General features: G+C 70.4%; 16 protein-coding genes. 8 read left to right on the plus strand and 8 right to left on the minus strand.

Annotated features, from left to right (window positions below; all coding sequences use genetic code 11):
- Positions 1-24: 24 nt before the first annotated feature.
- Positions 25-2,316, minus strand: coding sequence for a protein kinase (locus ACIHFD_RS39405; protein WP_397371282.1), 2,292 nt, complete (start codon positions 2,314-2,316; stop codon positions 25-27).
- Positions 2,317-2,389: 73 nt separating this feature from the next.
- Here ACIHFD_RS39405 and ACIHFD_RS39410 point away from each other — a divergent pair, with 73 nt between their 5' ends.
- From ACIHFD_RS39410 to ACIHFD_RS39425, 4 genes are all read left to right on the plus strand, one after another.
- A complete protein-coding gene (locus ACIHFD_RS39410; protein WP_397371283.1) occupies positions 2,390-3,895 on the plus strand; it encodes a succinic semialdehyde dehydrogenase in 1,506 nt (501 codons plus the stop codon).
- A gap of 16 nt (positions 3,896-3,911) precedes the next feature.
- Complete coding sequence (locus ACIHFD_RS39415) at positions 3,912-4,496, plus strand: TetR/AcrR family transcriptional regulator (RefSeq protein ID WP_355190318.1); 585 nt, start codon at positions 3,912-3,914, stop codon at positions 4,494-4,496.
- 29 nt (positions 4,497-4,525) lie between these two features.
- Entirely contained in the window at positions 4,526-5,269 is a 744-nt protein-coding gene (locus ACIHFD_RS39420; RefSeq protein WP_397371284.1) for an MBL fold metallo-hydrolase, read from the plus strand.
- A 93-nt stretch (positions 5,270-5,362) separates the two neighbouring features.
- Entirely contained in the window at positions 5,363-6,355 is a 993-nt protein-coding gene (locus ACIHFD_RS39425) for a PLP-dependent cysteine synthase family protein (protein WP_397371285.1), read from the plus strand.
- Here ACIHFD_RS39425 and ACIHFD_RS39430 read toward each other — a convergent pair.
- Entirely contained in the window at positions 6,336-7,079 is a 744-nt protein-coding gene (locus ACIHFD_RS39430; RefSeq protein WP_397371286.1) for an N-acetyltransferase, read from the minus strand. The two genes, ACIHFD_RS39425 and ACIHFD_RS39430, sit on opposite strands and share 20 nt — an antisense overlap.
- Positions 7,080-7,158: 79 nt before the next feature.
- Between ACIHFD_RS39430 and ACIHFD_RS39435 the strand changes: the two genes are divergently transcribed.
- Both ACIHFD_RS39435 and ACIHFD_RS39440 read left to right on the plus strand, forming a co-directional pair.
- Positions 7,159-8,652 carry a DUF885 family protein gene (locus tag ACIHFD_RS39435; protein ID WP_397371287.1) on the plus strand — a complete coding sequence of 498 codons (1,494 nt, stop codon included), beginning with the start codon at positions 7,159-7,161 and terminating at the stop codon, positions 8,650-8,652.
- Between the two features lie 66 nt (positions 8,653-8,718).
- Positions 8,719-9,540, plus strand: a complete 822-nt coding sequence (locus ACIHFD_RS39440; protein ID WP_397371288.1) for an SDR family NAD(P)-dependent oxidoreductase — start codon at positions 8,719-8,721, stop codon at positions 9,538-9,540.
- On the opposite strand, the gene ACIHFD_RS39445 is transcribed toward ACIHFD_RS39440, so the two are convergent.
- On the minus strand, positions 9,531-10,481 hold the full coding sequence (locus ACIHFD_RS39445; RefSeq protein ID WP_397371289.1) for a hypothetical protein: 951 nt from the start codon (positions 10,479-10,481) through the stop codon (positions 9,531-9,533). The two genes, ACIHFD_RS39440 and ACIHFD_RS39445, sit on opposite strands and share 10 nt — an antisense overlap.
- 97 nt (positions 10,482-10,578) lie before the next feature.
- On the opposite strand from ACIHFD_RS39445, the gene guaA reads away from it, so the two are divergent.
- On the plus strand, positions 10,579-12,126 hold the full coding sequence (gene guaA / locus ACIHFD_RS39450) for a glutamine-hydrolyzing GMP synthase (protein ID WP_397371290.1): 1,548 nt from the start codon (positions 10,579-10,581) through the stop codon (positions 12,124-12,126).
- Positions 12,127-12,214: 88 nt separating this feature from the next.
- Here guaA and ACIHFD_RS39455 read toward each other — a convergent pair whose 3' ends face one another.
- From ACIHFD_RS39455 to ACIHFD_RS39475, 5 genes are all read right to left on the minus strand, one after another.
- A complete protein-coding gene (locus ACIHFD_RS39455; RefSeq protein ID WP_397371291.1) occupies positions 12,215-12,697 on the minus strand; it encodes an ATP-binding protein in 483 nt (160 codons plus the stop codon).
- Between the two features lie 183 nt (positions 12,698-12,880).
- A complete protein-coding gene (locus tag ACIHFD_RS39460) occupies positions 12,881-15,583 on the minus strand; it encodes a hypothetical protein (RefSeq protein ID WP_397371293.1) in 2,703 nt (900 codons plus the stop codon).
- 128 nt (positions 15,584-15,711) lie between these two features.
- Positions 15,712-16,665 (minus strand): hypothetical protein, encoded by a 954-nt coding sequence (locus ACIHFD_RS39465; RefSeq protein ID WP_397371294.1) that lies wholly within the window; start codon positions 16,663-16,665, stop codon positions 15,712-15,714.
- A gap of 426 nt (positions 16,666-17,091) precedes the next feature.
- Positions 17,092-17,730, minus strand: coding sequence for a protein-L-isoaspartate(D-aspartate) O-methyltransferase (locus ACIHFD_RS39470; RefSeq protein WP_397371295.1), 639 nt, complete (start codon positions 17,728-17,730; stop codon positions 17,092-17,094).
- 77 nt (positions 17,731-17,807) lie between these two features.
- A complete protein-coding gene (locus tag ACIHFD_RS39475) occupies positions 17,808-19,469 on the minus strand; it encodes a DUF1996 domain-containing protein (protein ID WP_397371296.1) in 1,662 nt (553 codons plus the stop codon).
- Positions 19,470-19,823: 354 nt separating this feature from the next.
- Here ACIHFD_RS39475 and ACIHFD_RS39480 point away from each other — a divergent pair, with 354 nt between their 5' ends.
- Entirely contained in the window at positions 19,824-20,738 is a 915-nt protein-coding gene (locus ACIHFD_RS39480; RefSeq protein WP_397371297.1) for a CHRD domain-containing protein, read from the plus strand.
- The last annotated feature ends 11 nt before the right edge of the window (positions 20,739-20,749 follow it).

Here is a 20,749-nt window from a genome sequence, read left to right on the forward strand (position 1 = left end):
TGACGGCTGCCCCGGGCGGATGGTTCAGGAGCCCTTGTTCGGGTTGGCGGTGAAGACCGGGCTGAAGTCGATGTCGTCCGGCACCTCGAGCAGCTTGCGCACGAGTTTCCCGGTGAAGTCGACCACCTGGACCTCGTCGTCGGCGCCGTTGTCCTGCTCCCAGCAGTAGAGGTGGCTCTCGTCGTAGAAGCCGAGGACCTTGTCGCACTGGGAGGAGAACTTACGCAGGCGCTCGCCCGACCTGGTGTCCCAGATGCAGTGGTCGCCGTCTCCGCCGTTGGGGCAGTTCGTGACGAACGTCTTGCCCGAGGGCGAGAAGAGGTCCTGCGTGCCGGCGGACAGCGTGCCGATCTCGCTCGCCGAGTTCGTGGCCTTGCCCAGGGCGTTGAAGAAGCGCAGGCTGCGGTTCTTCTCGTCGCCGTAGACGTTCACCGCGCCGTCCTCGGTGCCGTCGAAGCCGAAGGCCGTCTGGCGCACGGAGGTGTCGCTGACGTCGATCTGGGTGGCCTTCTTGGCGGCCACGTCCACGATGACGAAGCCCAGGTAGAGCCACTTGCTCCCGACCTTGCGCTCGGTGTTGAGCAGGATCTTCGAGCCGTCCCTCGACCACGCCCTGATGCTGCTGATCAGCGGCTCCTTGACGGTCTTGATCGTCGAACGGTCGCCGCTCTGCCGGTCGGTGAGGACGATGAAGTCGAAGTCGTCGGAGCTGTAGCTCCTGCCCCTTTCCGCGAGGTAGCGGCCGTCAGGGGAGGTCCTCGACTCCCAGTTGGCGGCGTACTTCGTGAACGAGCCGCGCAGCGACCCCCTGGCGTAGTCGATCCAGTCGTCCTTCTTCTTGTCGTAGATCTCGTAGGAGGTCAGCACGATCGCGTCGCCCGGGTCCTCGTAGAGGGAGATGTTCGCGCCGGGGAGCGTCTTCTTGATGCCCGGCCTCGGCACGGCCTGCTCGGTGGGGGCCGGGCTGGTGGTCGTCCTGCTCCTCGTCGAGGTCGTCGCCGGGGTCTTGGCCGGGCCGGCCAGCGTCGACGACTTGTCGACCTGGATGTAGACGACCACGCCGGCGAGGATCAGCAGCGCGACCGCCACCGTGATGCCGGCGACCAGGGGCGCCCTGCTCTTCCTCGGCCGCTGCTCGCCCCAGCTCGGGTGCGTGGGCTGGCCGTAGCCTCCGGGAGGCTGCCACGGCGGCTGGGGGGACGGGGCGACGGAGCCGGTGTGCGGGATCGGGCCGGAGTGCCCGCCGGGCCCGTACGGGACGGGGCCCGACGGCGGGACCGGGTGCGGGGCCGGGTGCGGACCCGACGCGGGCCCTGACGGCGGACCTGGCCGAGGACCGGACATAGGCCCCGACGGCGGGCCGGAGTGCGGGCCGGAGTGCGGGCCCAGTGGCCCTGACGGCGACGCGAAGGGCGACGGCGGTGCGGGGGCTGCCTCGGCGGCGGCCTGCGCGAGGAAGCCGGAGCCGGGCGCGGGCTGCGGCCCGGAGACGGGCGTGGCACCCGGCGCCGGGTGCCGCAGCAGCTGCATGATGACCTGCTCGGCCGTCGGCCGCTGCGCCGGGTCCTTGGACAGGCAAGCGGCCACCACGTCACGCAGCTGCCCGTCGAGCATGCCCAGGTCGGGATGCTGGTTGAGGACGCGGTTGATCACCGCGGGCATCGTGTCGCTGCCGAACGGCGCCTGCCCGGAGGCGGCGAAGACCATCGCGCTCGCCCACGAGAACATGTCGGCCGCCGGGCCGACCGTGTGCCCCATGATCTGCTCGGGCGACATGTACGCCGGTGTGCCCACGACCATGCTGCTGATCGTCGACGTGGCGTTCAGCGCCCTGGCGATGCCGAAGTCGATCACCCGGGGCCCGTCGGCGCCGATGATCACGTTGGCCGGCTTGAAGTCACGGTGGACGATGCCGGCCTGGTGGATGGCGGCCAGCGCGGTGGCGGTGCCGATGGCCAGGCGGTGCAGCACGGTGCCCGTGCGCGGCCCGTCCTCCTGCACGACCCGGTGCAAGGAGGGCCCCTCGATGAACTCGCTGACGATGTACGGCCGATCCTCCTCCATCCCGGTGCCGAGGACGGCGGCGGTGCAGAACGGCGCCACCTGCTGGGCCACCTGGACCTCGCGCATGAACCTCTCGGCGCTCACCTGGTCGCCCGACAGGTCGGGGCGCAGCCATTTGACGGCCACGCGGGAGTCATTGTGGCCTTGGGCGAGGTAGACGACGCCCTGACCGCCCTCACCGAGCCGGCCGAGGAGATCCAGGCCCCCCAGCCGCTGTGGATCTCCGGGGCGTAGCGGAGCGAAGGTTGCCATGTAGGGATTCTGTCGCTACGGCGCGAATCCGCAAAAACTACCCGTGGGTAGCCGCGCGGAATATCCTTCTGGCATGCACGTGACGTCCAGCGGTAGGACACGGCACATCATCGCCCCCTTCACCGGCGAAACCCTCGCTGAGCTGCCCGTCTCGGACGTCGACGACGTCCGCAGGGCGTACGAGAAGGCCAGGGCCGCCCAGGAGGAGTGGGCGCGCAGGCCCGTGGCGGAGCGGGCGAGACCGTTCCTGCGGCTGCACGACGCGATCCTCGACCGGCGCGCCGAGATCCTCGACATCGTCCAGGACGAGACGGGCAAGGCCCGCAAGCACGCCTTCGAGGAGGTGCTCGACGTCGCGGGCTGCGCTCTCCACTACGCCCGCCGGGCGCCCGGCCTGCTCGCGCCGCGCGCCCGCAAGGGCGTCTTCCCCGGCGCCACCCGCGTCGTGGAGCTGCGCCGGCCCAAGGGCGTGGTCGCGCTGATCTCCCCGTGGAACTACCCGCTCGCGCTGGGCGTCACCGACGCGGTGCCCGCGCTGCTGGCCGGCAACGCGATCGTGCACAAGCCGGACACGCAGACCGCCCAGTCCACGCTGTGGACCATCGACCTGCTGGCCGAGCTGGGCATGCCGCGCGAGATCTGGCAGGTCGTGCTCGGCGAGCCGGCCGAGATCGGCGACGCGCTGCTGGACGACGCCGACTACGTGGCGTTCACGGGATCGACGCGCGGTGGCAGGAAGATCGCCGAGGAGGCGGCCAAGCGGCTCATCGGCTGCTCGCTGGAGCTCGGCGGCAAGAACCCGATGGTGGTGCTCGACGACGCCGACCTCGACGTGGCCGTCCAGGGGGCCATCCGGGCCTGCTTCACGAACGCCGGGCAGCTCTGCCTGTCGATCGAGCGCCTGTACGTGCACGCGTCCGTGTTCGACGCCTTCGCCGAGCGCTTCGTCGAGCAGGTCCGGGGCATGAAGCTGGGCGCGGGCCACGACTGGTCGGTCCAGATGGGCTCGCTCACCTCGCGGCGCCAGCTCGACACGGTCAGCGCGCACGTGGACGACGCCCTGGCCAAGGGCGCGAGGCTGCTGACCGGCGGCAGGGCCAGGCCCGACCTGGGCCCGCTGTTCTACGAGCCGACCGTGCTCACCGGCGTCGCCGAGGACATGGAGCTGTGCCGCAACGAGACGTTCGGGCCGGTGGTCGCGCTCTACCCGTTCACCTCCGAGGACGAGGTGGTCGAGCTGGCCAACGACACCATCTACGGCCTGAACGCCTCCATCTGGACCTCCAGCCTCCCGCGCGGCCGCGCGCTCGCCGCCCGAGTCAAGGCCGGCACGGTCAACATCAACGAGGGGTACGCCTCGGCCTACGCCTCCTACGACGCCCCCATGGGCGGTATGAAGGCGTCCGGGCTGGGCCGCCGGCACGGTTCCGAGGGCCTGCTGCGCTACACCGAGTCCAAGACCGTGGCCTCGCAGGCGGGCTGGCTGGGGTTCGAGCCGCCGCTCGGGCTGCCGTACGAGAAGTGGGCCGCCACCCTGGCCACCACGCTCAAGACGATGCGGCGGCTGCGCTTGAAGTGACGTCTACGCTGTAAACGTGAACGATCAGGGCACGGCCGGGCGCATCGTGGCCGTCGCGCGGCGGATCCTCCTGGAGGACGGCGCCGACGCGGTCAGCATGCGGCGCGTGGGCGACGCCGTGGGCATCACCGCCATGGCCATCTACCGCCACTACCCCAACCGGGACGCCCTGCTGCGCGCGGTCGCCGACCGCAGCGCCCGCGAGCTGGCCGAGTCATGGCGGCAGCGCTCTCCTTCGGGGACGTGGGACGAGCGGTGCATGGCCGCGCTGGACGACTTCCTCGACTTCGCGCTCGGGAGTCCGCATTTGTACCGGTTCCTGATCCTGGACGCCTGGGCGGGGGCGCGGCGCTTCCCGGAGGACTTCCGCGACGGGCAGGGGCCGCCGTTCAGCGTCGTCGCCGAGCTCGTGGAGGAGGGCATGCGCACGGGGCGGCTGCGCGAGGACGATCCCCTGGAGACGGCGATGACGATCACGTCGAGCGCGCAGGGGCTGGTCCAGCAGTACCTGAGCGGGCGGATCGGGATGGCCGAGGCCGACTTCCGCGCGCTCTGCCACCGGTCGACCGTGCGGATCATCAACGGGCTCGTTGTGGAATAAGCCGTCCCGGGCCGGTGTCGTTGACGTCCATGGAGATTCGTTACCTCGGAGGGCCGACGGCGGTCCTGGAGATCGGCGGGGTGCGCCTGCTGACCGACCCCACGTTCGACGCGCCCGGCGACTACCCGATCGGGAACAGGACGCTCACGAAGACCGCGGGGCCCGCCTCCGGCGCGGCCGAGCTCGGGGCCGTGGACGCGGTGCTGCTCTCCCACGACCAGCACCCGGACAACCTCGACAGGGCCGGGCGGGACTACCTGGCGTCCGTTCCGCTGGTGCTCTCCACCGGGTCGGCGGCCGGGCGGCTGGGATCCTCCGTGCGGGCGCTGCCCAACTGGACCTCCGTCACGGTGGGCGACGGGCTGCGGGTGACCGGCGTCCCCGCCCAGCACGGGCCCGACGGGACCGAGCACCTGGTGGGCGAGGTGACCGGGTTCGTGCTCAGCGGTGACGGGCTGCCGACCGTCTACGTGAGCGGCGACAACGCCTCGCTGGACGTCGTACGGGAGATCGCCGGGCGGTTCGGCCCCGTGGACGTGGCGCTGCTGTTCGCGGGCGGGGCGCGCACGCCGCTGGTCGACGGCTACCTGACGCTGACCAGCGACGACGCCGTGACGGCGGCCGAGATCCTGGGGGCCAGGCACGTGGTGCCGCTGCACTTCGAGCACTGGGCGCATTTCACGCAGGGGCGGGACACCGTGGAGAAGGCGTTCGCCGGGTTCGGCGAACGGCTCCGGCTGCTCGCTCCGGGCGAAACCACCGAGATCCCCTGATCACGGCACCCGGATTCGCCGGCCGCCCGCCCGATCGGTCGGCTCGTGGCGAACGGCGCCGCCCGGCCCGCCCCGGCCTGGCAGGGTGGAGCCGTGAGCTGGAACGCGCAGGCCCTCGACGTGCTGGCGGCGGGGGAGCCCACCCCGCTGATCGACTTCCCGGTCCAGGCGCCCGGGATCAGGCTGCTGCTGAAGGACGAGTCCGCGCAGCCGACCGGGAGCCTGCGGCACCGGCACGCCAGGGCGCTGTTCCGGCGGGCCGTCCTCGACGGGCTGGCCGGCGAGGGCACGACCGTGGTGGAGGCCACGGGCGGCAACGCGGCCGTCGCGCAGGCCTGGTTCGCCCGGCGGCTCGGGCTGCCGTACGTCGTGGTCATGCCGGGCGAGCGCAGCCAGGCGCGGGCCCAGGCGGTGGAGGCGCTGGGCGGGGAGTGCAGGTTCGTGACGCCGCCACTGGCGATCTACGACGCGGCGCGCGGGATCCCGGGCCATTTCCTCGACCAGTTCGGCCGGGCGGCCGAGCACGACCTGGGGGAGGAGCTGTTCGCCCAGGTGCGGCCCGACTGGGTGGTGACGGGCGCGGGCACGGGTGCCACCTCCGCCACGCTCGGCCGGTGGGTACGCGAGCACGACGTGCCCTGCCGGGTCGCGGTGGCCGATCCCGATAATTCGGCATATTTCCCGGGATGGACGCTCGACGTGTCCGACTACGCGACCGGGATGCCGTCGCGGATCGAAGGCATCGGGCGGCCCCGCGTCGAGCCGGGGTTCCGGCCCGATCTCGTCGACCTCGTCATCCCGGTGCCCGACGCCGCGAGCGTGGCGGCGGCCCGGCACCTCAGGGCGGTCACGGGGCTCGCGGTGGGCGGCTCGTCGGGCACGGCGCTCTGGGCGGCGCTGGAGCTGGTCGAGCGCATGCGGGCCAGGGGCGAGACCGGCACCGTGGTGTCGCTGGTCGGAGATGCCGCCGACCGGCATCTGACGACATATCACGATGACGCGTGGGCCACCGCGAAGGGGCTGGACGCCGGGCAGTTCGCCGATGAGCTGCGGCGCCGGGTCGCGCTCAGGCCAGGGGGTGGCTGACCCAGACGTTCGGCTCGACGTACACGGCGTGGTCCTGCTCCACGTCGCAGTGCACCGGGGTGAGCGCGCCGGGCACCTCCACCGGGCCAGGCCGGTCGAACGGCAGGTCCGTCCACCGCCGCCACTCCGCCAGCGTGCCCGAGACGACCATCGAGCGCGGCGCCACCTTGACGATCTTCCCGCCTACCCGCACGTGCACCCGTAACCAGGCGTCATGGGGCAGGCCGTCGGCGCGGGTCCTGAAGGCGTACTCGGCCATGGGGGTGCGCGGTTCGAGGTGCTTCCTGTTGGGCCTGACCGGCGCCACCAGCTCGCGGTAGCCGAGCCCGGCGGCGCGCTCGCGCATGGCCCCGAGCATCAGGTAGGAGAGCCCCGTCCCCTGGAGGTCGCGGCGCACGGAGATCTCCAGGGCGGAGATGCTGTCGGGCCGCTCGCCGCGCTCGCGGGCCAGCCAGCCGTACCTGATCACGCCGTCCCACCCGTCGTCCGGCAGTTCGGAGCCCCCGGAGAGGAACGGGATCATGCACGCCCGCGCCGCCAGCCGTCCCGGCTCCTCGTCGGAGTCGGCCACCAGCACGTAGTCGGCGTAGGTCGTGGTGGCGAACGGATAGAACAGGTCCGCCATCGGATCCTCGAGCACGAAATCGTGCCACGTATGGTCCATCTCGAACAGCGACGGCGCGAACTCGGGACGCTCCGCGAGCGTCGTGATCTTGAGGGCCATGGGAAACATTCTCACATTACGGCCGACCGGTACGCGCTTGTATAAAACAGGGCGAAAGGTGTGCGCTAGCGTCGGCCGCATGACAGAACTTGACGCCAGGCTGCGAGCCATCACCGACCTGTTCGTGGCCGAGGCGCGCGAGGGCGGCGGCAGGCACGAGTACGACGGCCGGATCCAGGACCTCTCGCCCGCGGGCGTGCGGTCCGGTCTGGCGCGGCTCGGCGAGGGGCCGCTGCCCGCGGACGCGCATGACGCCGAGCACCTACAGGTGTTCGAGGAGAGCCTGCGCACTCAGTTCGGCGAACTGGAGCTGCACCGCAAGAACCCGCTGGTCCACCTCTCGAACCTCGACCTCGCCTGCTACGACCGCGACTACGCCCCCGAGGAGGAGCGCGAGGCGGCCAAGGCGGCCCACCTCGCGCTCTGGCCCGAGGCGGTGGACCAGGCGATCGCCTCGCTCGACCAGGTCCCGGCCCCCGTCGCGCAGTCCCTGCTCGCCGCGACCAGGGGACTGTCCGCCGGGGTCACCGACGAGTCCGCGCTCAAGGCGCACAGCCTGCTCGTGGCCCACGTCGAGCGGGCCGCGGCCGAGGGCGACCCCGACGCGGCGCTCGGCGGCGAGGCGCTGGCCAGGCTCATGGGCACGGCCGAAGGGCTGCCCGTCGACCTGGGCACGCTCGCCGAGCGCGCCGACGCCGAGCGGGACCGGCTGATGGGCCTGCTCGCCGAGTCCTGCGCCAAGCTGGGGGAGCGGGACCGGGCGCCGCTGGACGTCGTACGGGAGCTGGTCAAGGACCACCCCGACCCCGACGGGGTCATCGAGGCGGCGCGGATCGGCACCGAGAGGGCCATCGCGTTCACCCGCGAGAAGGACCTCGTGCCCTACCACGACGGCGAGTGCCTGGTGGGGCTGGCGCCCGAGTCGCGGCGCTGGGCGATGGCCATGATGGCGTGGAACTCGCCCGGCGAGCCCGAGGGCCCGTCCTGGTACTACATCACGCCGCCGGACCCGTCCTGGCCGGAGCAGGACCAGGAGGAGTGGCTGGAGGTCTTCAGCCACGCGACGCTGCCGGCGATCAACGTGCACGAGGTCGCGCCCGGGCACTTCTCGCACGCCCGCGCGCTGCGGCGGGCCAAGTCGGACGTGCGCCGGCTCCTGCAGTCCCTCGCGTTCATCGAAGGGTGGGCGCACTACGCCGAGGAACTGTGCGTGGAGGAGGGCTTCGAGCCGGACGACCCGCGGTTCGAGATCGGCGTCTGGGTGGAGGCGCTGCTCCGCGTCACCCGGCTGGCCTGCGCGATTGGCGTGCACACCGGGCAGATGACGGTCGAGGAGGGCGCCAGGCGCTTCGAGTCCGACACGCACCTGGCCGGGCCGGCCGCGCTGTCGGAGGCCAGGCGGGCGACGTTCGACCCGACGTACGGGCGTTACACCTGGGGCAAGCTGCTCATCCTCGACCTGCGGGAGCGGGCGCGGGCGGAGTGGGGCGCGGGCTTCAGCCTGCAGCGCTACCACAAGGCCCTGTTCGACCTCGGCTCGCCGCCCCTGGGCCTGATCGACCGCATCCTCTAGATCGCCCTCTCCCTTCTCAAGAAGGGAGAGGGTAGCGTCGGTCGCGAGCGAGGGGAGGATGATCCTGTGCGGGAGCTCTCCGGCAAGGTCGCCGTGGTGACCGGCGCGGCCAGCGGCATCGGGCGGGCGCTGGCGCTCAGGTTCGCGGCCGAGGGCATGGCGCTGATGCTCGCCGACGTCGATCCCGGCGGCCTCGCCGAGACGGCCTACCAGGCAGGCGACGGCAAGGTGCTCACGCAGGTCACCGACGTCTCCGACGCGGCGGCCGTACGGCACCTGGCCAACCGCTGCTTCGGCGAGTTCGGCGCCGTGCACGTCCTCTGCAACAACGCCGGCGTCTTCCAGGGCGGCCGCATGTGGACCCGCGGCGAGGAGGACTTCGCCTGGCTGCTGGGCGTGAACCTGTGGGGAGTGCTCCACGGCATCCACGAGTTCGTCCCGCGCATGATCGAGCAGGACACCGAGGGGCACATCGTCAACACGGTGTCGGTGGCCGGGCTGTTCACCACGCCGGGATCGGGCGGGTACGCGGTCACCAAGTACGCCGCCATGGCCGCGTCCCAGGCCCTCGCCGAAGACCTGGCCGCCACGGGCGCCAAACTCCGGGTGACCGCGCTCTGCCCCGGCGCGGTCAGGACCCGCATCGCCGACTCCGAGCGCGTACGCCCGGCCGCTCTGGTCACCACCCCCACCCAGGACGAGTCGGACGCGCAGGAATGGGTCGGCCGGGCGGCCGAGCGCGGCATCGAGCCGGCCGAGGTGGCCGGCCTGGTCGTGGCGGCCATCCGCGAGGAGCGGTTCCTGGTGCTGACCGATCCCCGGTACGCCGCCCGGCTGCGCCTGCAGACCGAGACCCTGCTCACCGGGAACCTGCCGCCCTACCAGTGACGTTCGTGGTCCAGCACCCGCACCACCGTGCCGCTGTGCGGCCTGACCAGCAGCCGGACGTGGTCGCCGGGCAGCACGTCCTGGTAGAGGCCCTGTGTGACCAGGAACGACCTGGCCTTCTCCGAGCTGCCGTCGTGCACGGCCACGTAGTAGGCGCACCTGCCGCTCGTCGTCTCGTGGTCCGGGTCGGCGACGGCCCAGTGCTTGACGATGTAACCGGAGATCTCCTGCCGTTTGGGGCCGGACGCGGCTGACCCGGGCGGCTCGATCTCGTCGCCGTGCCAGCCGCTGCCCGTGAAGATCCACTCCTGCCCGGGATCCGTCGGCTCGGCGTCCGGCCCGGCGATCTCCCGCCCGGCGGGGGTCAGCAGGAACCCCCGGCCCGCCATGAGCAGCCCCACCCCGGCCACGAACGACACCATCGTCGCGATCATCCCCGGCCACGACAGCCCGGCCGCGGAGATGGTGGCGTACCAGGGGATGAACAGCCCGGCGGCCAGGAGCACCGGAACGATCATGGTCGGCCAGCGCCGCCGCGCCAGGCCCAGGTCGATCGCGGCCTGCCGGGCCAGCGGGACCAGGCCGCCGTCCAGCTCGGCCCCTTCGGGCATGACCGCCATCACGGGCGCGTACGGCCGGCCCGCCAGGCGGGCGACCACCCGTTCCAGGACCCATCGCTCGTACGGGAGGAGCGGCTCCTGCCTCAGGGGCGCCAGCGAGAGACGATCGTCCTCGATCGTCAGCCACCCGCGCCCGGCCAGCTCGAACAGCGCCGAGTGGAACACCTCCTGGGCCCGCATGCCGCGTAACAGCTCGACCACGGCCGGTGGCGTCTCGTGTCGCGGCGCCCGTCGCGGGCGGTCGCGGCTGGACACCTTGAAGGCGGCGGCCAGCGTGGCGGCCCACAGGGCCCACGCGGTCACCGGCCAGACAAGATCCATTGTTCTGTGTTAGCACGAGTGCCGGTGGCAGGCCAGGCGTAATGCACAAGGCCGATAGACTGTAGTCACCGCATTTCGCCTTTGGGGGGTTCTCACGGTGTCTGAATTCGACACAGTGCTGGTGGTCGACTTCGGCGCACAGTACGCGCAGCTCATCGCCAGGCGTGTGCGCGAGTGCCACGTCTACTCCGAGATCGTGCCTTCGACCATGCCGGTCGAGGAGATGATGGCCAAGAACCCCAAGGCGATCATCCTGTCCGGCGGCCCGTCCTCGGTCTATGCCGAAGGCGCCCCGCCGGTGCCGCACGGGCTGTTCGAGACGGGTGTGCCCACGTTCGGCATCTGCTACGGCTTCCAGGCCATGGCGCAGGCGCTGGGCGGCGAGGTGGCCCGCACGGGCGTGGCCGAGTACGGCGGCACCGCGCTGGACGTGCTCAACGAGGGCGTGATCTTCGCCGGGCTGCCGGACGCCCAGACGGTCTGGATGTCACACGGTGACAGCGTCGCCGCCGCCCCCGAGGGCTTCACGGTGACGGCCTCGACGAGCGAGACCCCGGTCGCCGCCTTCGAGCACCCTGAGCGCGGCCTCTACGGCGTGCAGTTCCACCCGGAGGTGCTCCACTCCGAGCACGGCCAGGTGGTCCTCAAGCACTTCCTCGACGCCGCCGGCTGCCGCCCGTCGTGGACCATGCTCAACATCGTCGAAGACTCCATCGACGCCGTGCGCCGCCAGGTCGGCGACGGCCGCGCGATCTGCGCCCTGTCCGGCGGCGTCGACTCCGCGGTGGCCGCCGCGATCGTCCAGCGCGCCATCGGCGACCGGTTGACCTGCGTCTTCGTCGACCACGGCCTGCTGCGCAAGGGCGAGGCCGAGCAGGTGGAGCGCGACTTCGTGGCCGTCACGGGCGTGAAGCTGCGCGTGGTGGACGCCGCCGACCGCTTCCTGAAGGCGCTGGAGGGCGTCTCCGACCCGGAGGAGAAGCGGAAGATCATCGGCCGCGAGTTCATCCGCGTCTTCGAGGACGAGCAGCGCGCCATCATGGCCGACGGGCCGGTGGAGTTCCTGGTCCAGGGCACGCTCTACCCCGACGTGGTGGAGTCGGGCGGCGGCACCGGCACCGCCAACATCAAGTCCCACCACAATGTCGGCGGCCTGCCTGACGACCTCCAGTTCAAGCTGGTCGAGCCGCTGCGCGCGCTCTTCAAGGACGAGGTGCGCCGGGCCGGCGAGGAGCTGGGGCTCCCGTCCGCCATGGTCTGGCGCCAGCCCTTCCCGGGCCCCGGCCTCGGGATCCGCATCGTGGGCGAGGTCACCCGCGAGCGCCTGGACCTGCTGCGCGAGGCCGACGCGATCGCCCGCGAAGAGCTGTCCCGGGCCGGCCTCGACCGGCAGATCTGGCAGTGCCCGGTGGTGCTGCTGGCCGACGTGCGGTCGGTGGGGGTGCAGGGGGACGGGCGCACGTACGGGCACCCGGTGGTGCTGCGGCCGGTGACGTCCGAGGACGCGATGACGGCCGACTGGTCGCGGGTGCCTTACGACGTGCTCTCGCGCATCTCGACCCGGATCACCAACGAGGTTCGGGAGGTCAACCGGGTGGTGCTCGACGTGACGAGCAAGCCTCCGGGCACCATCGAGTGGGAGTAGTCCGCTAGCCGGGGCGGGCTCGGGGCTCAGGGGGCGATCGGGGCTTTTCGGGGCTCAGGGGCGGCCGGGGCTCGGGTGGTTTCCGGGCTCAGGCGGCGACCGGGGCGAGGGCGCCGACAGGGGCGTCGGTCTCGGCGCGGGCGAACACCGGCAGCTCGAACCAGATGGCCTTGCCGCGCGCCGTACGCTCGCCGCCCCAGCAGCAGGACAGCATGTCGACGAGGAACAGCCCGCGTCCGCTCTCCGCGTCCGCGTCGACGACCCGCATGTGCGGCAGGTCGGGGTTCTCGTCCTCGACCTCGCAGCGCAGCAGGCCGTCCTCGGCGGAGAAGCTGAGGCGGACCGGCCCGTACGCGTGCTCCAGCGCGTTGCCGACCAGCTCGCTGACGAGCAGCTCCGCGGCCTCCACCTGGTCGTCGAGGCCCCACTCGGCGAGCTTCTCACGGGTCAGCCGGCGGGCATCGCACACCGAGCGGAGGTCAGGCGAGAGCAACCACGAGGCCGTGCGGCACGTGGTCTGGCGGCGGCCGGTGGCCGCGGTCAGGATGCTGCTCATCAGAAGCCTGTTCATGTCCTACCCCGAGTGGGTCCTCTTCCTTGTCTCTCGTTCAGTGAGCCTGGGTTGCTCACACCATCGAGAATGCCTCAGTGAGGTGCCGCAAGAAGAGGTGAAAACTCCCCGTATAGGTACCTATTCCACGTACGTAGGCAGCCCACGGCAGGGACTGGGGATGCTTTCTGATACGAGGGTGCCCTATGGGGTGGTCTGGGGCACGACGCAGTTGTTGTTCGGGGGCTTCCCCTCAGGCCAGGCGACGCCCTTGAACGTCAGCTTTCCCGAGGCCGGGTCCAGGCGGACGACCGGGAGGGCCTTGTCGTACGGGTTGCCCGCGCCGGTCAGGCAGATCAAGCCGCTCGCGCCCTGGATCCGGTAGGCGGCGTGCAGGTCGGCGAGAACGTCCTTGACGTCCTGCCGGGAAGGGACCTCCGTAGGACTGATCGCGACGGCTTTCGCCAGGGCCCGGTGGGCGGTCAGGACCACGTCGTGGGTGATGATCGTACGCCCGTCCTCGAGTGCCACAGGGCCGATCTTGGTGGTGGCGATGAGGTGCTGGAGCCGGGCCAGGGACTCCTGTGGCTCGGCGAGATAGCGCGGGAGGTCTTCCCGCTTCGGCTTGGAGCCTTTGCGGGTGTTCTCCCGCCACCACTTCTCCACCTCGACGTTCCAGGCGGCGGGGTGGGCCGGGGCGGCGTACTCGACGGACACGGACGGTCTGCCGCCGCCCGGGTCGCCCCGGATGAGTTCGAGATCCTCGGCGTCCAGGCGGCTGTCGAGTGTCGTCGCGTCGGAGCCGGTGATCACGGTGTAGGACTTCTTGCCGGCGCAGTAGGTGTTCGCCAGCGTCTTGACGAAGAGCTTCAGATGGAAGGCCCGGCCGGCGAAATAGATGAAACGGGCGTTCGACTGACAGATGTTCAAGGCGAAGTCCTGGAACCGGTTCGGCGTGCGGCCGGGCTCCTCAAGGCCGGGTGACTCGTACGTCATGTCCTGGACCCCGGTGCCCTTCTTGCCCTTCCTGGCCTCGGTGAAGGCGTCGCGCAGCGACTTGTCGTAGTTGTCCAGGGGCCGGGTGTCCGCGACGAGCGCGCTCTCGGCGCCCGCCAGCTTCGGGTCGGACTTGAGCAGCGCCTCGGCCTGCTCTTTCGTGGTCGAGACCACGCGGGCCAGGCCGGGGAACGGATCCCGGCTCCGGTCCTGGGTCTCCGGATTGGCGAAATCGGATGAGGTGACCAGGCTTGCGACGACGGGGATCCCCAGGTCCTTCGTCAGGTGGTGCATCGCGTTCCACGTGTTGGTCAGGCTGAGGTTGAACCCGGCGACGACGCGGAGCTGCGGTTCCCTCTCGGTGAGGTAATCCACGGTCTTCTGCCAGTACCCGTAGTCGCGGCCGGGGTTGGCGAGGACGAGGCGGATCGGGGGCTTCGCGGCGTCGGGGGTGTTGGCCTGCAGCTGGGCCAGATAGGCGCCCTGCACCTCGCTCAGGATCTGCTTGCGCACGGCCGGGATGTCCGACTGCATGGGGATCATCAACGCCACGGTGGCGTACGGTTTCGCCGCGATCCGATTGTTCTCCGCCTCGATGCGCGCGAAGGCCTCCGGCATGCCGTCGAGATCCGGCATGAGCACGCCTGTGCCGTCCGACACGCCGATGCAGTCACGGCCCATCACGACGAGCCCTTCCCCGCAGCTCGCCGGCTCCGGCGGCGGGAGGATCACCGCGTACGCGACGAAACCCAGGACGCCCGCGAGAGCGAACATCTCGGTGGTGAGGGTCAGCGGTCCCGGCCCCCTGCGGGGCGGTTTCGGCGTCGGACCCGATCCCAGGGTGACCGGCAGCAGTCGGCTGGGCACCGGCTCGGCGCCGCCGGCGATGATGTTCTCGATGGCCTCTTTCCGCCGTGCGAACAGCGCCGGAATCTCCTTGGCGAGTTCGCCAGGAGAGACGGGCGGATTGGCCCCTCTCGCGACCGGTGCTTCACCCCGCGCCGAGGTCGTCACGACGACGGGATAGGCGCGCAGGCCGCGGGATCCGTGATCGTACGCGGCGAGGAGCGTGTCTCTGATCTTCCGCCGCGCCGGGACGAGGTCGACGTCGGGCAGGAGAATGACGGGACGGCGCGCCCGGTTGAGCCGGCGGAAAAGCCCGTGGTGCGCGTTGATATCCGCCAGCAGGGCTTTGACGAGCAGGAGCTCTTTTTCGTCGATGTTGTTCTTGGACGGCTCGATCAGCAGCCGGCGTAGTTCCCTGACGAGCTCCTCGGTGGTCCCCAGCGGCCGTCTGAACGCCTTCTTCCGGTACCAGCGCAGGGTCCAGTGGGCACGGACCTGGAAAGCGCCGAATATGCCGATCACCAGGCCGACAATGCCGCTCGCCAGGTTTCCGAGGTAGGAGTTGGTGACGACCTTCTTGATCGCCTTGCGGACCTCCTTCAGGATCTTCTGCCGGGCCTTTTCGATCGCCTCCTTGACCTTCTCCTCCAGCTCGGCGTCCAGTTCGCCCAGCTCAGCGAGGCGCTTCTGCTCCGGGTCGCGGAGATTCCAGTTCGCGAGCGCGTACGCGGCCTCGAAGCGGGGGAAGACGAGGGGGAGCCGGTAGGCGGGACGCGAGAGCCTGTGCGCGACGGCCCGCAATTCCGCCGCGAACTGCGACAGGTCGGCGTTCGGCGGGGTTGTGCACGGCTCGTTGATCGGCAGGACGCTCGAATACTCTTCGTAGTACTCCGCGGGCCACGATCGAATCGCCTCGAGGTCGGCCGCGTGGTAGTCCGAGGGCTCGCACTGAAGGACCAAAGGCCCGGTCCGGCGGCCGAAACGGACCTTCCTCCGGCGGAGCCGGCGGAGGATCACCAGCTCCGCCAGCGCCGCGTTCAGGTGCTGAGCCACCTCGGCCCCCATCGTCGTCATCCCTGCGCCAGCGAGTGGGTTGGACTTTAACCGGTCGTGACCACGTCGTCACTGGATTTGGAGAAATGCCGAGGTCCTGTACGGCGGCGCTCGCCGTACAGGACGAGGGTTATGCGGGGTCAGTTGGCTTTCTTGTCCTTGTCGGCGAGCGTGCCGCAGGTGAAGCCCTTTTCCCGGTCGGGATCGAGCTGGATGTCGATCAGGATCGTGCTCTCCGAGAACTTGCGGAAGGTCATCAGCTTGTCGCAGTCGTAGAAGGCGTATCCGCCCTCGAACTCGCCCAGCAGCATCATCCAGCGCCCGTCGTAGAGCGTCTTGCCGCTGCTGTCCTGGAGCCTGGCCCACTGGTCCTGGAAGCCGAGGCTGTCGAGCAGTGCGTTGGCCTGCCCGGTCTCCTGCACCTGCACGGCGCCGAAGACCATCTGGATGATGAGCGCGTATCCCAGCCCGACCCCCGTGAAGGCCCCGATCAGGACCTTCATCCCGGCGCGGCCGATCGACTTGCGGCGCAGCAGCCGGAAGGGCACCACGTAGGCCAGGAAGCCCAGCAGGATCGCGAAGACGACCTCACCACCCCCCAGGTGCTCTTCCACCGCGGTGTACACGTAATAGAGGAATCCCATGTAGGACAGACCGGCCCAGACCGCGGCGATCACGGCGACGATCCACGGGCGCTTCCGGACGGCCTGGAACAGGCGGCCGGCCCAGCCGCGGGTGACGAGGTTGAGCAGCCAGCCCAGGCTGATGAGCAGGCCGATACAGGAGGCGGCGATCAGCGTCAGAGGCAGCAGGGAGCCCAGGAGCCGCCCGAAGAGCACGGACTGGTCTATGCCGGCCTGCTCGGGCGTGATGCCGAAGACGCTGTACATCTCCTTGAAGCCCATGTACAGCAGCGCGTACAGGGTGACACCGGCCGGGACCACCACCGAGCCGATCTTCTCGAGTACGTCGAGGACGCCGCCGCTGTCCTCTTCGCCCTCTGCCGTCGCCTTGACGGTCTCGGCCGGGGGAGCGTCCGGCGTCGCCGGCTGAGCCGGAAGCGGCTGATCTAACGGGTAAGACTGATAAGTCATGATAAATCGGAATCCATGCCTGTTTGACGGAGTACGGGAGCAATTGCAAGATCATTGGCCGCTTGAGGGCAGTGCGGATTGACCCCATCCCGATCGCCCTAATGGCGATCCAGCACAAAGCCCTCAAAGCGGGCGGGCCAGGATCTCGGCAAGAGTAGGGGGACGCGGCGACGCCGCAGTCGTCACTTCAACTTCCTCGAAATGTTCCCCTGATCTTCGCTGATCGTCCGAGGTCGCCGCCTCGGCGGCGGCGCTCAGCCCCATACCGTAGCGGTCGAGGCGGCACAGCCGCGACAGAACCCCCTTGATGCCGATATGTGGCTGTAAGCCGCCCGACGCTGCCACAAGTGCGCGGCGTTTTTACTGACTCGCACATTTACCTGACCGGTCCTGTGGTCAGTTGGAGTCATTCGTGTCATCACGTATTCACCGGCCGGGTGTGTCGTCCGCGTGTTCGCCGATCAGGGGGACGAACCGGGCGGGTGTCAGCAGGCGCTCCTGGACCAGGCGGTCGTGCCGCTTGCCGAAGAGCACGACGGTCTCGTCCAGCTCCTCGTGGATCGGCATGACCAGCCGTCCGCCCTCGGCGAGTTGCTCGGCGAGGGGGGCGGGCACCGTCCGGGCCGTGGCGGACACGACGACGGCGTCGAAGGGCGCGTGCTCGGGCAGTCCGGCGGTGCCGTCGCCCACCAGTACCTCGGCGCCGGTCACCCCGGCCCAGGCGAGGTTGGCCCGCGCGTGCCGGGCCAGGTCGGCGTGGCGTTCCATCGAGTACACCCGGCGGGCCAGGCGGGCGAGCAGGGCGGTCTGGTAGCCGTACCCGGTGCCGATCTCCAGGACCGTCTCCGTGCCCGACAGCCGCAGCGCGTCGATCATCTGCGCGATCAGGGACGGCTGCGAGGTGGGCTGGCCGTGACCGATTGGGATCGGTTCGTCGAAAGGGGCGCGGTCGGCGTAACGCGGCGGCACGAACCGGTCGCGCGGTGTGGTGGCGAGGGCCGCCAGCAGCCGGGGATCTTCCACCCCGGCCCACTGGGCGGCCTTCACCAGCGTCTCGAACTCCATCGGCGGTCACCCGCCGACGTGCTGCTCCGAGCCATGCCCACCTGCTTCCCCACAGGCCGGGCTCGATGCTGTCGGTGTCAGCAGTTCTTGCCGCTGTTGACGCAGCGGACGACGGCGTTCATGAGCCTGTGCGACATCACGCCGATGGCGCCGGCGTGGTCGGTGCTCGGGTCGTTCTGCTCGCTCGCGGGTCCGTCCACCGCGAAGGGGACGTCTCCTGAGGTGGGCACGTCGTCGTAGGTCAGCGTCATCCGGAGCTGCGGCACGGCCTCGGTGCCGCTGGGGCAGGCGCCGGTCTCGTCAGGGAAGACGAGGTGCGTGCGGTGGTCGGCGCTGTCGAGGTTCTGACCGTCCCAGCAGCTGGGCATGTCGAAGACGCGGACCAGGTCGCTGCCGGAGGGGCAGATCGGATACTTGTCGGTCAGCCGGTCGGTGAAGCCCGTGCAGGTGAACGTCGGGCGGGCGTTCTCAGCGCCGTTGCTGGCCGCCCGGGCGTCGCCGGAGATCATCCTGAGGAACCGCGGCGCCGCCGTCACCTCCGAGGTGAGGTTCCCGCGGTATTCGAGCTTCACAGACGTCGGCTGTACGGGGGTGCCGACGTTGTTCGTGTCGTCCCCGGCCGCGGATTCGTCGTCGGATCCGCGTACGCGCAGGGTCGGCCAGAAGTAGGCGGACCGGTCGTCGCTGGTGCGGCAGGTGGTGTCCGCGGCGGCCAGGCTCTCGTTGGTCGAGAACGCGTCCGTGGACATGTTGCCCACGTAGTCCTGCCTGAGCTGGGCCCCGTCCGACATGCCCGGGGCGAGGATGAGGTTGTCGGTGTTGGAGTGACCGTCGCGGTTCGTGCCGCATCGGGAGGCGTACGTGCCCGTTGAGGCGTTCTCGCCTGCCTCTGGCTGCTCCGCCTTGGGGACGTCACGGATGTCGACGTAGTCGTCGGCCGTGGGCCCGGCGTCCGCCGGGTTCTGGGCGTCGTCGAGCGAGCAGGTGGCGAGTTCGTCGAGGCCGGTGGGGCGTTCTGCGACGCGTCCGATGGCTATGGAGATGCGGTCGATGGCGGCGGCGCGTTTGTCGGCGAGTGGGCCGAGGATGGCGTTCTGGACGAAGTTGGCGCCTCCTTCTCCTGCTGAGGTGGCGAGTCGGTCGTTGGCCTCCTGGAGTTGTTTGTCGAGTTGGGCGAGGTTGCGGTCCACCTCGGCCTTGGCGGCGGCCGGGACGTCGGCCAGCTTGTCCGCCACGTTCGGGCAGACGATGGTCTGCGCCGCCGGGGCCGCGGTCTGGCTGCCGCTGGGATCAGGCGTGGCGGAGCCGGTCGCCGGGGGTGCGGTGGTTTGTTCCGGTGGGGTGGCTTGGTCGGATGAGGTTGCCTGGTCGGTCGGGGTGGCTTGGTCGGTCGGGGTGGCCTCCTGGGATGGGGCGGCGGCGTCGCCGAGCGAGCAGGTGGCGAGTTCGTTGAGGCCGGTGGGGCGTTCTGCGACGCGTCCGATGGCTATGGAGATGCGGTCGATGGCGGCGGCGCGTTTGTCGGCGAGTGGGCCGAGGATGGCGTTCTGGACGAAGTTGGCGCCTCCTTCTCCTGCTGAGGTGGCGAGTCGGTCGTTGGCCTCCTGGAGTTGTTTGTCGAGTTGGGCGAGGTTGCGGTCGACCTCGGCCTTGGCGGCGGCCGGGACGTCGGGCAGCTTGTCCGCCACGTTCGGGCAGGCGATGCCCTCAGTCGCGACCGTGCTCAGATAGACATCCACCGCCCCGGTCTGCGCGTACGGCGGAGAGCCTGACAGGACGAGCGCGACGCTTCCGCTCAGGCAAACCGCCCCCAGCCACGGCCTGAATCGTCTTTCCCCCGATGGACTCCACATGCGACCACTCCCTCCGGTTTCGTCGTGGGCAAGGAAAGTCCGATCTTCGACAGGTACGGGGGTTCTTCCGGGAGGGTTCACCCGCATGCGTCCGGGAGGGGCCGCCAGACCGCCTCCTACCAGCGCGAATGCGTATTTATACATATTTGCGGATTGAACCCGGCGCGAGGCGCGGGTCGTACAACCGGGCGTCGAACACCGCTACGGGCCTCACCTCTGAGGCAACTGAAAGGTTCAATCATGACGAAGCGCATCCTCACCGCCTCCGGCCTCGCGCTCGCCACCGCGCTGATCGCCGCCTCCGTCAGCCCGGCCATGGCACAGGCGGACACGCAGTCGACCACCGACGTCTATCTGGCGGCGACGCTGCTGGGCAAGAACGAAGTACCCGCCCCCGGCGCGAAGGTGGGTGACCGGAACGGCAGCGCGATCGCCGTGTTCCGCATCCACGGACAGCAGGTCGACTATGCGATCCGGTGGCAGAAGGTGGCCGCGCCGACCGCGTTCCACATCCACCGGGGCAAGTCCGGCAAGAACGGCGACGTCAAGATCCCGTTCTTCGGCGCGGCCCTGCCCGCCTCGCTCAGCGCCGTCAAGGGCACCGTTACGGTCAAGGACTCGGGCCTGCTCGCCAGGATCGCGAACAACCCCAAGGGCTGGTACGCCAACCTGCACACGGGCGAGTTCCCCGGCGGCGCCGTCCGCGCCCAGCTGCACCGGGTACGCCCCGTTTCGCTCGACTCGGTGCTGGTCGCCGGCTCGTCCCACCACACGCTCACCGCGCCGGCCGACGGCCGCCAGGAAGTGCCCGCGCCCGGCACCAAGGTCGGCGACCAGGACGGGCGCGCCGCGTGGCTCGTCTGGGTGAAGGGCACCAAGGTGCACTTCGCCACCGCCTGGAAACGCGTCGCCTCGCCCACGAACGGCCACGTCCACCGTGGCGTGAAGGGCAAGAACGGCCCGGTGGTCGTGGACTTCTTCGCCGCCGCCAACGGCCTGCCGGCCGGCGTCAACGGCATCGCCGGCACCGGCACCGCCTCGGCCAAGGTCGCCGACGGCATCAAGCACCACCCCAAGGGCTGGTACGTCAACCTGCACACCGCGGAGTTCCCCGGCGGCGCGGTGCGCGGCCAGCTCCACAACGGTGGCTGGTAGCGGCGCGCACG

The sequence above is a fragment of the Nonomuraea sp. NPDC051941 genome (assembly GCF_044593615.1).